We start from the raw sequence: 12,950 nt of genomic DNA on the forward strand, positions 1-12,950 counted from the left end.
TCTACGTCGCGTCCTGCGGCTCTACCTCAAGGCCTGGGAACTGCTCTTCCTCGTCGACGCGGCGGAAGGGGCGGACAGTAGTCCGGCCATGCCCCCCCTCGCCATCACCGGTGACCCCGCTGGACGACGGGGCCGGGGCTCATCCTGGTCGACGCCGACGCCGACGCCGACGCCGACGCCGACGCCTGGGGCATCGTCAAGCATGGGACGGCAGCGGGAAGACCGTCTGGTTCGAGCGCCTGACGCCGCCCGAGTTGGGCGGCAGCCGGTTCAGGACAGTTCGGCGAGAACCGCGTCCGTGAACGGCGTCCACGCCTCCGCCGCCCACGGCCCGAAGGCCCGGTCCGTCAGTGCCACGCAGGCCACCCCGGCCACCGGGTCGATCCACAGGAACGTGCCCGACTGGCCGAAGTGGCCGAAGGTCGCCGGGGAGGAGGAAGCGCCTGTCCAGTGCGGGGACTTGGCGTCGCGGATCTCGAAGCCGAGGCCCCAGTCGTTCGGGTTCTGGTGGCCGTAGCCCGGCAGGACGCCCTTGAGGCCCGGGTGGACCACGCTCTGGGCTTCGAGGACCGTACGCGGGTCGAGCAGGCGCGGGGCCTGGACCTCGGCGGCGAAGCGGACCAGGTCGTCCACGGTGGAGACGCCGTCGCGGGCGGGTGAGCCGTCCAGGGTCGTGGACGTCATGCCGAGCGGCTCCAGGACGGCCTGGCGCAGGTACTCCGCGAACGGAATGCCCGACGCCTTCGCGATGTGGTCGCCCAGCACCTCGAAGCCCGCGTTGGAGTAGAGGCGGCGCTCGCCGGGCGGGGCCGTCACCCGGTGCTCGTCGAAGGCGAGGCCGCTGGTGTGGGCCAGGAGGTGGCGGACCGTGGAGCCCTCGGGCCCGGCCGGCTCGTCCAGCTCGACCGCTCCCTCCTCGTACGCCACGAGCGCCGCGTAGGCCGCGAGCGGCTTGGTGACCGAGGCGAGGGGGAAGCGGTGCGCGGTCGGCCCGTGCGTACCGAGGACGGTGCCGTCCGCCCGTACGACGGCGGCCGCCGCGGTCGGGACGGGCCAGGTGTCGATGATCCGCAAGCTCTCCATGGGCCCGAGCCTAACGTTCGCGCAGGCAGCACCCGTACCGCGTCCGAAAGGTGACGAAGTCGCCAACTCCCGCCCCCTGGGCCGACTACTGTGCGGAGGCGAAGCGCTGCGCACCGCAGCCGGACTAGGAGGCTTCCCGTGTCAACCATGTCATCGCCCTGCGGCCCCCAGCACGCTCCCGCCGGCGACGTGGGCGCCGCGCTGCTGATGATCGACTCCCGGCTCAGGAGCATCTACGAGGGTGCGAGCGAAAGCGAGGACAGGGCCGAACAGCGCGAGCTGATGAAGCACTTCACCAGCTCGATGGGTCCGCGCAGCGTCCATGACCTGCTGGACGGCGCCTGCACTCTCATCTACATGTACATGACCTGGCTGCGCCAGGCGCACGAGGAGCACGACAAGGACGTCATCGAGTACGTGGTCCCTCCGCTCGTGGCCTCGATGCGCGTGATGACCCAGAGCATCCGCCCCGAGGCGATCCCCACCATGGCGGGTCTCGTCATCGCCGCCGGCACCGGCCTGAGCCCGAGCCTGTGGCGCCAGCAGTACGGGAAGTGGACGGAGGCGGAGATGACCCCGCTGGAGGCCACCTGCTTCCTGCTCGCGGAGCACATCAACCGCATCGCCGAGGACCGGGAGTTCGCCACCCGCCTGATCACCGACGCCCTCACCCGGGCCGAGGAAGAACTCTGAGCACTGTTTCTCCTTGCTTCGAGTGCACTCCAAGGATTTAGCGTGGAGGGCATGACGGTGATCGACGGAACGTCCCGGAGCACCCCCGCGACCAGCGCACAGCCACAGCCCTCCTCAGATACTTCCGGCGTGAACGCCTGTACGGCCATGCCCAAGCCGCATCCCCGGCCCACCGGCAAGGACAGTTACACGATCAGCGAGGTCGTCGCCTTCACCGGGCTCACCGCGCACACCTTGCGCTGGTACGAACGGATCGGGCTGATGCCGCACGTCGACCGCTCGCACACCGGCCAGCGCCGCTTCTCCAACCGCGACCTGGACTGGCTGGTCTTCGTCGGCAAACTGCGGCTGACCGGGATGCCCGTCGCCGACATGGTGCGGTACGCGGAGCTGCTCCGCGAGGGCGAGTCCACCTTCGAGCAGCGGCAGGAGCTGCTGGAGTCGACCCGCCGCGATGTGATCACGCGGATCGCCGAGCTCCACGACACCCTCGCCGTCCTCGACCACAAGATCGAGTTCTACGCGGGCGCCCGCACGGCGCCGGAAAGGCACAGCGCCTGATGACCGACAACGAGATGGCGCCCATCGAAACCGTCCGGCTGGGCGGCGACGGCGGGCCGACGATCGGCGTCCAAGGGCTCGGCTGCATGGGCATGAGCGAGTTCTACGGTGACACCGACGAGCGCTCCGCCCGCGACACCCTCGACGCGGCCCTGGAAGCCGGCGTCACGTTCTTCGACACTGCCGACGTCTACGGCCGCGGCGCCAACGAGGAGTTCCTCGCCCCCTTCGTGCGCGCCCACCGCGACGAGATCACTCTCGCCACCAAATACGCGCTGATGCGCTCCGACGACCCCGGCTACCGGGGCGTGAGCAACGACCCGGCGTACATCCGGACCGCCGTCGAGGCGAGCCTGCGCCGGCTGAACACCGACGTCATCGACCTCTACTACATGCACCGCCACGACCCGGCCGTCCCGTTCGGCGAATCGATCGGCGCGATGGCGGAGCTGGTCCAGCAGGGCAAGATCAAGCAGATCGGGCTGAGCGAGGTGACCGGCCCCGAGCTGCGCGAGGCGCACGCCGTGCACCCGATCGCCGCGCTCCAGTCGGAGTGGTCCCTCTTCAGCCGGGACGTCGAGAAGAGCGCGCTCGGCGCGGCGGTGGAACTCGGCGTCACGCTCGTGCCGTACTCGCCGCTCGGCCGGGGCTTCCTCACCGGGTCCTTCACCGACGCGGGCAAGGACCTGTCCGAGGGCGACTTCCGTAAGCAGCAGCCCCGCTTCACCGGCGACAACGCCCGCACCAACGCGGCCCTGTTGGAGCCGGTCCACAAGATCGCCGCCGCTCGCGGGGTGACGGCCGCACAGGTGGCGCTCGCCTGGGTGCAGCAGCGGGCCCGGGTGCACGGCCTGACGGTGGTCCCGATCCCCGGCACCCGTAAGCGCAGCCGCCTCCTGGAGAACGCGGCGGCGACCCGGCTGACGCTGACGACGGAGGAGCTGGCCCTGCTGGAGCCGATCGCGGGCCGGGTGGCGGGGGACCGCTACCCGGACATGAGCCTTACGTCGGCGGCGCGGGAGTAGGTGCGGCGATGGGCCGGAGGGCCGGCTCATGGTCATCACGTGGTTCATGAAGTTCATCGGAACCAACGGCCCGGGCCCCCTCACGCCAGCCCCAGCGCGAACACCGCGAACCCCGCCGCCAGCAGCCCCGCCAGCGCGCGGCGGACGTTGGCGGCGCGGGTGCCCGCCTGCCACGGGGCGTCGAAGCGGCGGGTGTACCGCGCGATCAGCACCAGCAGTCCCGCGAACACCGGCAGCCACACGAGCCGCGCCAAGATCCAGCCCACCGTGTCCGGCCCGGTCGTCAGCCCAGCCACCGCCGCCGTACCGTCGCCGAGCACCGAGGCCGGTATGGCGGCGGCCAGCATCGCGCTCTGGTGCCAGCACAGGATGGTCATCGCCGACAGGTTGACCACCACGACCGGCGCCCACAGCAGCGGTCTGCGCAACAACCGCCCGAACCGGTCCCGCACCAGGATCGCGGCTCCGCTCTGGGCCGCCGCCAATGCCACCACCAGCAGCGACGGCGGGTGGGAGTTGGTCCGCACCTCGCCCGGCACGCCGACCATAGACGCCGGATAGTGGAAGGCCAGCAGCAGCACGGCGAAGAGCGCTCCGCCCCCGACGAGCAACAGCCGCGCACCCCGCTTACCTATCCGGCCCTCGCCCCACGCGACGCCGAGCTGGTAGGCGAAGAGCCAGCCGGGCAGGATGTTCAGCACGCTCAGCCAGGACGGCATCCCGTCGGCTAGAGGCCCGTACCGCAGGAAGTCCACCACCGCGACCGACCCCAGCAGCGGCAGCGCGGCCCACCCGCCGAGCCGCCGCGCGAGGCGGACACAGAGCGGGGTGAGGGTGGTGACCACCGTGTATACGCCGACGAACCAGAGCGGTTGGATCACCAGCGTCGACCCCGTACGCAAGGTGTCGCCCGGCACACCGAGCCAGGACAGCGCGGCCAGCAGCACCGCCCAGACGGCGGCCACCCCCAGCACCGGCCTGCCGAGCCGGACCAGCCGCCCGCGCAGCCAGGCGGCCGTGGTGGAGGGCCGGCGGTGGTAGGAGAGGACCGAGGCGTACCCGCCGACCAGGAAGAAGATCCCCAGCATCTGGAGCACCCAGCTGAGCGGGGCGAAGGCTCCGAACGTGGAGAGCGGGCTCGCGTTGTGCAGCCCGTCCGCGTCGAGCCGGAAACCGCCGAGCATCCAGTGCCCGAGCGGTACGGCGAGCAGTGCGAGTGCGCGCAGGCCGTCGATGGCCCGGTCCCGGTGGGCGGGGGTGGCGGCGTCCACGCGGACGGCGAGCCGGCGCGTACGGGAGGAAGTCGTCCTCATCGGGCCGCACCTTCCCCGGCGGCGGCTCCTCGCGCGATCCCCGCGAAGACCCGCAGCGATTCCGTGCCCGGGGCGAAGTACCCGGCGTGCCCCTCGGCGTCGCCGGCCGGGACGCGGCGGGCCCCGAACGCCAGGTCGGTGGGGTCCGTGCCGTGCCCTAGGCCCGCGAACCGCACACTCGGCACGTCGTCGATCCAGTCGGTCGGGGCCTTCGCCGCCCACACCCGGGCCCGTGTGCGCAGCGCTTCCACATCGTCGGCCCGCATGCCGGGCGAGCCGAGGACCACCAGGTCGGTGGCGGGCAGGCGGTGGGCGGCGAGGCCGCAGACGACGGAGCCGTAACTGTGGCAGAAGACGGCCGGTTCGGGCAGTCCGTCGGCGGTCAGCCCCATGATGAACCGCTCCAACCGCTCGGCGCCCGCCTCCGCGAGGCGCCCGGTCGCGGCGTCGACGCCTACACCGACCGGGGTGGTGTATCCGGCCCAGGCGATGACGGCGGTGCCCGCACCGGCCGCCTGATGCAGGGTCCTTGCCATGCCGGGCGGGGCGCCGTGGGCGGCGACCTTCCGGTCGAAGGTCCCGGCGTCGTTGTCGGAGCCGGGCACCACCACCGAGACCCGGCGCGCGGTGCGCAGGTCCCCGAAGACCTCGGCGACCTGGCCGCGCCCGCGTGGGTCGAACGCGAGGATCTGGCGGCCGGGCGCGGCGAGCGAGCGGTAGCGGGGGTCGTCGGCGGTGGCGAGCGCCAAGGCGTTGGCGCGGTAACGCAGCTCCAGCGGCGTGCCGTCGAGGTTGCCGACGACGGAGGCGTGCCGTACGAGGAGGAGTTGACGCTCCCGCCTGCTCAACCCGTCGAAGAATGCGGCGACTTCGACAGGACTCACGCGCTCCGGATCGGGCAGCTCCGCTCCGAGCACGCGGTCCGCCCGCCACGACGTGATGCCCGGCGGCGGCCCGGTCAGCGCCTGCTGCGCATCCTCCGAAACCCAGCCCGCCGTCCCCGTCACCACGCTCGTCGCCAGTGCGAACGCGACCACGGTCCTCGCGTATCGGCGCATCGTGCCCTCCCTCTCTGCCGCCGCACCGATCGGCGCGACCGGGAGGAAGGTAGGAAGACGGTGGGTGAGGGGGCGTCACACCGGAGTGCCAACTGCGAGGTGCTACTGGAGTAGGGGGTGAGGGAGGGCCAGGCCCTACGCCCCCGCGTCCCCCGGTGTCACCAGCCCCGACTCGTACGCGAAGATCACCGCCTGTGCCCGGTCCCGGAGGTCCAGCTTGGCCAGCACCCGGCCGATGTGCGTCTTCACGGTCTGCTCGGCCAGCACCAGCCGACCCGCGATCTCCTGGTTCGACAGCCCCCGCGCGATCAGCTCCAGCACCTCAGTCTCGCGCGGCGTCAGCCCGTTGAGCCGTAGCGCCTGCTTACCGCGCGTCGCGCCCGAGGGCCGCTGCGTCGCGAAGTCCGCGATCAGCCGCCGCGTCACCGAAGGCGCCAGCAGCGCGTCGCCGGCCGCCACCACCCGTACCGCGGCGATCAGATCGGCGGGCGGGGCGTCCTTCAGCAGGAACCCGGAGGCCCCGGCGCGGAGCGCCTCGTACACGTAGTCGTCCACGTCGAACGTGGTCAGCATCAGCACCTTCGGCCGGTGCACCACCCCGATCGGCGGGTTCAACAGCTCGTGAGCGGCGGCCAGTCCGTCCATCTCCGGCATCCGGACGTCCATCAGGACGACATCCGGATGCTGGTGGCGGCTGACCTCGACTCCCTTCCGGCCGTCCGCCGCCTCGCCCACCACATCGATGTCGCTCTGCGCCGCCAGCAGCGCCGCGAACCCCGCCCGCACCATGGCCTGGTCGTCGACGATGATCACGCGGATGGTCACAGGTCCTCCGGAGACAAGGGGCCGGCTGGTGCGGCGGCGGGCGGGGCGGGCGGGGGCAGCGGTATCCGGGCCGCGACCCGGAACCCGCCGTCGGGCAGCGGGCCGGTGTGCAGCGTGCCGCCGGTCAACCGTACGCGCTCGCGCATCCCGACCAGCCCGTGCCCGGTCCCGCTCGTCTCCAGCGGTGAACTGCGGGTAGCTGCAGGCCCGTTGACGACCAGCACGACGAGGTGGCCGGTGTCCGTCGCGACAAGGACCCGGGTGCGGGCCCCCGGCGCGTGCCGCACCACATTGGCCAGGGCCTCCTGCACGATCCGGTACGCCGACAGATCCACGGCCGGCGGCACCTCGGCCCGCCCCGGACCCGGCCCCGAGCCCGGGTCCTTGCTCCGGCCCCCGCTCAGCTCGGCGGCGAGCGACAACTCCACCGGCAGCCCCGCCCGTACCGTCGCCTCCACCAGTTGCTGGAGCCGGTCCAGGCCCGGCTGCGGAGCCCGGTCGCCGTCCGTGCCGTCGCTGCGCAGCACCGACAGCAGCCGCCGCATCTCGCCCAGCGACTCCCGCGCGGCCGCCGCGATGGCCGTGAACTCCTCCTCGGCGGCCTTCGACAGCCCGCTGATCCGGTACGGGGCGGAGTCGGCCTGCACGGTGATCACCGACATGTGGTGCGCGACCACGTCGTGCAGCTCGCGCGCGATCCGGGTCCGCTCCTCCAGCAGCGTGCGCTGGGCCCGCTCGGCCTCGCTGATCGTCTCCTGCTCGGCGAGCCGGCGCTGTGCCACGCCTCTCTCCCGTACCGCACCGCCGACGAACAGCACCACCGCGCCCAGGATCGTCAGGAGCAGGGCGCTGCCGCTGCTGCGGTCCGGCGCGATCAGGTGCAGCACGGCTCCGGCGGCGCCCGTCGCCACCCAGACGGCTATCACGGTCCGCCGCGTCTCGCGCAGCCCGAGCGCCAGCAGCAGGAAGAGGTAGGCGACGATCACCGGCGGGATCCACGGCCAGACGTCGTGCCGCTCGGCGGGCTGCGCCAGCAGCACCAGCGCGCCCAGGATGTCGGCCGGGAAGATGATCCACCACGCCTGGAGGGGCCGGTGGGCCAGCATCAGCAGCGGCGCCGCCTGGGCAACGCCGAGCGCCCCGGCCAGCGCGCCGGGCACACCGTACTGGCCGCTCAGCACGGTGATCGTGACCGGGATGAAGGTCGCGGCCAGCGCCAGGACCACGGCATACGGCAGGAGCCGCTGCCACAGCTTCGGTGCGTCGGCCAGCAGCGGCGTGGACGGATGGGACGCGTGGGACAGCCCGTGGGCGAGCTCGCGCAGATTGCGGCGGGCGGCGCTCAGCAGGCCGTCGGCGGGCGGCGGAGGCCCGGCGGAGGTGGTGGACATGACGGGGTCAGCCTAGGAGCGGGAGCGCCTCCCGGGCGTCATACCGGAGTGGTGAACAGTCCGCCGCCTCCTGATACTCCGGTACGGGGTCTCACAGCTCCGCGAGCAGCTGGGCCTTCTTCGCGCTGTACTCGTCGTCCGTCACCAGCCCCGCCTGATGCAGTTCGCCGAGGTGATGTATCCGCTCGGCGATGTCCGCGGGGTCGCGCCGCCCGGCGTTCACGAGGACCGGAGCCGGGACGGCCGGTGCGCTCTGGGTCCGGCGTACGGATTCCAGTACGGCGGCGGCGAAGGGCAGCGACTCGTGCACCGGCCCGTACCCGAGGCCGAAAACGACCGCCGCCGGATCCTGGTCCGCCGGGACGCGGCTCACGGTGGCCGGAGCGCCGTTCGCGGCCATGCCGGCCGCCTCCAGGCCAGGAGTGACGGGCCCGTGCAGGTCGCCGAGGCTGCCGCCGGTGCGGTGGTCAGCCGGTACGGCCGCGCGCGGCACCAGCCGGAGGTAGCCGTCCGGGGCCTCGGGGGAGCGCCACTCGATTCCGGCCAATTCGCTCACCCGGTACGTCTGGTCACCGGCCTTCCACTTCGCGCTGGAGGCTCCCGTCCAGAACCACCGGAAGGAGACCCGCTCCCCGTCGAAGGCGGCCCGCCCGTCGTACGCCTTGAACTGCATCGGCGCCTCGGGGGCGGAGACCATGAACCGGTCGGCGGGCTCCTCGGACGCGGGGCCCAGACAGGACCGCAGCTCGTCCGCGTAATACTCCGCGAGCAGCTCCCGCTCCGCCGGAAGCACCAGGCGGTAGGGGTCACACCCCTCCTTCAGCTGCCCCGCGGCAGCCTCCAGGAGCGGATCGGCACCCGGTCTCGGCACGACACGCAGCACCACCGTGTCCCGCTTGCCCGGGGTCAGCGTCACCGACGACAGCGCAGCATGCGGGATGCGGCGCTCCCGCAGGCTCTGCAGGAGCTTCGGCGTGCGGATACCCCGTTCGAAGCGGATGAGCACGGAGTCGGTGTCGAACTCCCAGGTGGCATGAATTCCGGCCAGCACATCACCCATGTGCCTCATCGTATGCGGCACAGGCTCACACGTCCCCCCTCGGCGTAAGTCCCAATTAATCGGCTTGTCACGCGGCTCTACGCGCGTCAGCTCTCCCGTTCGCCGGAAATACCACGGTGGCAAGCGCCATCGGCGGTTGCGCAGCGGACCGATCCGTATGCGCCGACGCCGATCGCGGCGAAGTTGCCGAGGCTCTCGGTGCCGGGTTCGAAATAGCCGCTGTGGCCCGCCGCTCCGGCCGCCGAGACCAGCCGGGCGCCGAACGCCGGGTCGACCGGGTCGGCGCCGTGGCCGATGCCGCCGAACTCCAGGTGCGGGACATCCCGGATCCAGTCGTTCCGGTCCCGCATCGCCCAGATCCGGGCGTCGGTATCGAGCCGCGCGGCGCTCTCGGCCCGCATGCCGGGAGATCCGGCGACGGCGATGTCGGCCACCCGGTCGGGCGCCTTGTCGGCGGCCACGCCGCACACCACGGAGCCGTAGCTGTGGCAGAACAGCGAAACCGCGGACGTGCCGGGCAACGCCTTCACCAGCGCGTTCAGCCGCAGGGCACCCTCCGCCGCGAGCACGCCGAGCGCCGCGTCCATGCCGAGACCGGCCGGCGCGGTGTAGTCGGCCCAGGCGATGACGGCGGTGCGCGTTCCGGGAGAGGCGGCGCGCTCGGCCCCGTACAGGGACTTCGCCATGCCGATGGACGCGGAGTTGACGCGGTGTCTCCGCTCCATCGTGAGGAGGTCGGTGTCGACGCCCGGGACGACGACGGAGACCCGCGCGGCCTGTTCGAGGTCGCCGAAGACCTCAGCGGCGCGGCCCCGCCCGGACGGGTCGAACGCCAGAACCTGCCGGTCCTTCGCGAGCATCGACCGGAATCTGGCCATCCGCCGGGCCGCCTCGCCGCGGCCGTCCGGCGAGAGCGCCTCGTCGTACGTGCGCCGCTTCTCGACGGCCGTCGCCCGCTTCAGGGCCAGCCGGTTGGCGTGGTAGCGCAGCGTGACCGGGACGCCGTTCAGGTTCCCTACCACCGACGGGTACTTGTCGGCGAGCGCGAGCTGCTGACCCGAGGTGAGCGTGGCGAAGAAGTGAGCCGTCCGGTAGGCCGGAGCCCCGACCTCCGGCAGCGAACGGCCCGCTATCCGGTCCCGCGCCCAGGAGGCGAGGGCCAGCTCGCGCTCTCCTTCGGTGTGGTGATCCCGTATGGCGGACCAGCCCGTGGTCGCCAGCATCACGAACACGACCGCTACGGCGAGCAGCGCGCGCCATGCGGTCAAGGTGGGGGAGGAGTCGAAAGAAGTCACTGAGCCACACCCTAGGAGACACGCGCGTATGACCGTGATTCAGGTGAGGTACGTCACCCGGCTGCAGAGGATTCAACCGAACTTCTTCACAGACGGTTACTGGCCGCCCTCTGTTCGCCGCTGCCCGCTCCCGTCTCGCCGTCGGGTTGCGGCCGGTGGTCACTCCGCCTGACGCCAGGCGCCCGCCAGCGCCGGGACGAGCTGGTCCAGATACTCCTCCGTGAGGTCGCGGAGCGCCTCCACGCTCGGATCGTGCCCCTGGCCCCACAGCTGGCCGGTCACCCGCATCACCCCGGAGAAGGCGGCGACGGCCACCCGCGGCCGCGGATCCCTCCTCACGTCGAGTCCCTCGCGCTCCGCGATCAGCTGAGCGATCTGGTTCTCCAGAGCGATTCCGCGCCGCATGTGGGCGGCGAGCAAGGAAGGGGTCGACTCGATCATCTGGTAGGTCCGCATATGGAGGTCGACCGTGATGACCTCCTCGATCGCCTCGCCGATGCTGTTCCAGGCGCAGAGCACCGCCCGCCGCATGGCCTCGAAGGGAGCCTCGCAGGAAGGGCGCCGGCGCAGCTCCGCGATGAAGCGGGACTCGACCATCTCCTGTACGGCGAACGTGATGTCCTCCTTGCTCGCGAAGTAGCGGAAGAAGGTGCGCTGGGAGACATCGACCGCCTCGACGATCTCGTCGACGGTGGTCCGCTCGTACCCCTGAGTGGTGAAGAGTTCCAGGGCGGCGCGCAACAGGGCGTCGCGGGTGCGCTGTTTCTTGCGCTCACGCAGTCCGGGCCGGGTCGCGGCTCTCTGCCCATGGGTCACGTACCAGTCCTCTTTTCCCTCGTTTGTCCTGGTCAGCTTACCTGTGAGCTACGCGACAGCTACTGTCCACTGAATGCGTTTGTCAACTGTCAGCGGCTGTCACTAGTCTCCGCGTATGACTAGTCAGACCACCGTCGAGAAGGCGCCGCGGGAACCGGAAGACGGCCCCGTACCCGCCGCGGCCAAGGGGCTTCGCGGCCACCCCTGGCTGACCCTGTTCGCCGTCGCCATCGGCGTGATGATGGTCGCGCTCGACGGCACGATCGTCGCCATCGCGAACCCCGCGATCCAGCGGGACCTCGGCGCCACACTCGCCGACGTCCAGTGGATCACCAACGGCTATCTGCTCGCCCTGGCCGTCGCCCTGATCACCGCGGGCAAGCTCGGTGACCGCTTCGGCCACCGCCAGACCTTCCTGATAGGCATCGCGGGCTTCGCCGTCTCCTCCGCCGCGATCGGTTTCTCCGAGGAGATCGGCCTGGTCGTCCTCTTCCGGGTGCTCCAGGGCCTCTTCGGCGCTCTGCTGATGCCGGCCGCACTCGGCCTGCTGCGGGCCACCTTCCCCGCCGAGAAGCTGAACATGGCGATCGGTATCTGGGGCATGGTCATCGGCGCGTCCACCGCGGGCGGCCCCATCGTCGGCGGTCTGCTCGTCGAGCACGTCAGCTGGCAGTCGGTCTTCTTCATCAACGTGCCGGTCGGCATCCTGGCGCTCGTCTTCGGCCTGGTGATCCTCAAGGACCACCGCGCCGCCAACGCGCCGCGCTCCTTCGACATCCTGGGCATCGTGCTGCTCTCGGGGGCGATGTTCTCCCTCATCTGGGGCATCATCAAGGCCGGTGAGTCCTGGGGCTGGGGCGGCGCATGGACCTGGTTCTTCCTCGGCCTCGCGCTCGCGCTCTTTCTCGCCTTCGGCCTCTGGCAGACGCGGGTACGCGAGCCGCTCGTTCCGCTGGCGATGTTCCGGTCCATCCCGTTGACGGCCGGCGCCGTCCTTATGGTGCTGATGGCGTTCGCCTTCATGGGTGGCCTCTTCTTCGTGACGTTCTTCCTTCAGGGCGTCCACGGCCTCAGCCCGGTCGACAGCGGACTGCACCTGCTGCCGCTGACCGCCATGATGATCGTTTCATCGCCGGTCGCCGGTCTGCTGATCACCAAGTTCGGCCCCCGCGTCCCGCTGGTCGGCGGCATGGTCTGCACGGCCACCGCGATGTTCGGTATGACGACGCTCAGCGAGTCCACCGGCACCTTCGTCATGTCTCTCTGGTTCGCCCTGCTCGGCTGCGGTCTGGCCCCGGTCATGGTCGGCGCCACCGAGGTCATCGTCGGCAACGCGCCCCTGGAGCTCTCCGGCGTGGCCGGCGGCCTCCAGCAGGCCGCCATGCAGGTCGGTGGTGCGCTCGGCACCGCCGTCCTCGGCGCGGTCATGTCCTCCAAGGTCAGCTCCGACTTCGCCGCCAACTGGACGGACGCCGGCCTGCCCGGCACGCCCGACCCGAAGCTGGAGGAGGCCGCCGAGTTCGGCATGGTCCCGGTCGACGCGCTCTCCAAGGCTCCCGGTATGACGCCGGACGTCATCGACACGATCGGCGGCGTCATCCACGACACGTTCATGTCCGGCATGGGCCTGGCCTTCACCGTCGCGGGCGTCGTCGCCACGGTCGCCGCGCTGGTCGCCACCCTCACCAAGCGCGGCGCGAACGCCGAGGCAGGCGCCGGAGTCGGCCACATCTAGGCCCCCAGGCGTCAACACAGCGCACACCACAGCCCCGCCGAATCCTTTCGGCGGGGCTGTCGCCTATCAGGGTGGTGTGGGCCGTCTCCCTCTTC

Annotated in this window: 12 protein-coding genes; 4 read left to right on the plus strand and 8 right to left on the minus strand. The window is 71.5% G+C overall.

Going from position 1 to position 12,950, the window contains the following annotated elements; all coding sequences use genetic code 11:
• Positions 1 to 270 precede the first annotated feature (270 nt).
• Positions 271 to 1,083: a serine hydrolase domain-containing protein gene (locus ABZ267_RS13835; RefSeq protein ID WP_356752255.1), complete on the minus strand. Its 813-nt coding sequence runs from the start codon at positions 1,081 to 1,083 to the stop codon at positions 271 to 273.
• A 147-nt stretch (positions 1,084 to 1,230) separates the two neighbouring features.
• Here ABZ267_RS13835 and ABZ267_RS13840 point away from each other — a divergent pair, with 147 nt between their 5' ends.
• From ABZ267_RS13840 to ABZ267_RS13850, 3 genes are read left to right on the plus strand one after another with little or no spacing between them, the layout of a single operon-like run.
• Positions 1,231 to 1,776: a hypothetical protein gene (locus ABZ267_RS13840; protein WP_356752371.1), complete on the plus strand. Its 546-nt coding sequence runs from the start codon at positions 1,231 to 1,233 to the stop codon at positions 1,774 to 1,776.
• A 51-nt stretch (positions 1,777 to 1,827) separates the two neighbouring features.
• Positions 1,828 to 2,337 carry a MerR family transcriptional regulator gene (locus ABZ267_RS13845; protein WP_356752257.1) on the plus strand — a complete coding sequence of 170 codons (510 nt, stop codon included), beginning with the start codon at positions 1,828 to 1,830 and terminating at the stop codon, positions 2,335 to 2,337.
• On the plus strand, positions 2,337 to 3,362 hold the full coding sequence (locus tag ABZ267_RS13850) for an aldo/keto reductase (protein ID WP_356752259.1): 1,026 nt from the start codon (positions 2,337 to 2,339) through the stop codon (positions 3,360 to 3,362). Before ABZ267_RS13845 ends, ABZ267_RS13850 begins: the two co-directional genes overlap by 1 nt.
• Before the next feature lie 80 nt (positions 3,363 to 3,442).
• On the opposite strand, the gene ABZ267_RS13855 is transcribed toward ABZ267_RS13850, so the two are convergent.
• From ABZ267_RS13855 to ABZ267_RS13885, 7 genes are all read right to left on the minus strand, one after another.
• Positions 3,443 to 4,675 (minus strand): acyltransferase, encoded by a 1,233-nt coding sequence (locus ABZ267_RS13855; RefSeq protein WP_356752261.1) that lies wholly within the window; start codon positions 4,673 to 4,675, stop codon positions 3,443 to 3,445.
• Entirely contained in the window at positions 4,672 to 5,733 is a 1,062-nt protein-coding gene (locus tag ABZ267_RS13860) for an alpha/beta hydrolase (protein ID WP_356752263.1), read from the minus strand. Before ABZ267_RS13860 ends, ABZ267_RS13855 begins: the two co-directional genes overlap by 4 nt.
• A gap of 135 nt (positions 5,734 to 5,868) precedes the next feature.
• The gene (locus ABZ267_RS13865; protein WP_356752264.1) at positions 5,869 to 6,558 is read right to left on the minus strand and encodes a response regulator transcription factor; all 690 of its coding nucleotides are present in this window, start codon (positions 6,556 to 6,558) and stop codon (positions 5,869 to 5,871) included.
• Positions 6,555 to 7,949 carry a histidine kinase gene (locus ABZ267_RS13870; RefSeq protein ID WP_356752266.1) on the minus strand — a complete coding sequence of 465 codons (1,395 nt, stop codon included), beginning with the start codon at positions 7,947 to 7,949 and terminating at the stop codon, positions 6,555 to 6,557. Before ABZ267_RS13870 ends, ABZ267_RS13865 begins: the two co-directional genes overlap by 4 nt.
• A gap of 91 nt (positions 7,950 to 8,040) precedes the next feature.
• Positions 8,041 to 9,009, minus strand: coding sequence for a DUF4429 domain-containing protein (locus ABZ267_RS13875; protein ID WP_356752268.1), 969 nt, complete (start codon positions 9,007 to 9,009; stop codon positions 8,041 to 8,043).
• Positions 9,010 to 9,095: 86 nt separating this feature from the next.
• Positions 9,096 to 10,304 carry an alpha/beta hydrolase gene (locus ABZ267_RS13880; RefSeq protein WP_356752270.1) on the minus strand — a complete coding sequence of 403 codons (1,209 nt, stop codon included), beginning with the start codon at positions 10,302 to 10,304 and terminating at the stop codon, positions 9,096 to 9,098.
• A gap of 159 nt (positions 10,305 to 10,463) precedes the next feature.
• Positions 10,464 to 11,120 (minus strand): TetR family transcriptional regulator, encoded by a 657-nt coding sequence (locus ABZ267_RS13885; RefSeq protein ID WP_356752272.1) that lies wholly within the window; start codon positions 11,118 to 11,120, stop codon positions 10,464 to 10,466.
• A 115-nt stretch (positions 11,121 to 11,235) separates the two neighbouring features.
• Between ABZ267_RS13885 and ABZ267_RS13890 the strand changes: the two genes are divergently transcribed.
• Entirely contained in the window at positions 11,236 to 12,855 is a 1,620-nt protein-coding gene (locus ABZ267_RS13890) for an MFS transporter (protein WP_356752274.1), read from the plus strand.
• Positions 12,856 to 12,950 lie beyond the last annotated feature (95 nt).

Source organism: Streptomyces sp. NPDC006174 (assembly GCF_040614075.1).
GTDB lineage: Bacteria > Actinomycetota > Actinomycetes > Streptomycetales > Streptomycetaceae > Streptomyces.

Excerpts from the sequence above, each read along its gene's own strand:
- ABZ267_RS13835 (WP_356752255.1), bottom strand. The coding sequence starts at position 1,083 with ATGGAGAGCTTGCGGATCATCGACACCTGGCCCGTCCCGACCGCGGCG.
- ABZ267_RS13840 (WP_356752371.1), top strand. The coding sequence starts at position 1,231 with ATGTCATCGCCCTGCGGCCCCCAGCACGCTCCCGCCGGCGACGTGGGC.
- ABZ267_RS13845 (WP_356752257.1), top strand. The coding sequence starts at position 1,828 with ATGACGGTGATCGACGGAACGTCCCGGAGCACCCCCGCGACCAGCGCA.
- ABZ267_RS13850 (WP_356752259.1), top strand. The coding sequence starts at position 2,337 with ATGACCGACAACGAGATGGCGCCCATCGAAACCGTCCGGCTGGGCGGC.
- ABZ267_RS13855 (WP_356752261.1), bottom strand. The coding sequence starts at position 4,675 with ATGAGGACGACTTCCTCCCGTACGCGCCGGCTCGCCGTCCGCGTGGAC.
- ABZ267_RS13860 (WP_356752263.1), bottom strand. The coding sequence starts at position 5,733 with ATGCGCCGATACGCGAGGACCGTGGTCGCGTTCGCACTGGCGACGAGC.
- ABZ267_RS13870 (WP_356752266.1), bottom strand. The coding sequence starts at position 7,949 with ATGTCCACCACCTCCGCCGGGCCTCCGCCGCCCGCCGACGGCCTGCTG.
- ABZ267_RS13875 (WP_356752268.1), bottom strand. The coding sequence starts at position 9,009 with ATGGGTGATGTGCTGGCCGGAATTCATGCCACCTGGGAGTTCGACACC.
- ABZ267_RS13890 (WP_356752274.1), top strand. The coding sequence starts at position 11,236 with ATGACTAGTCAGACCACCGTCGAGAAGGCGCCGCGGGAACCGGAAGAC.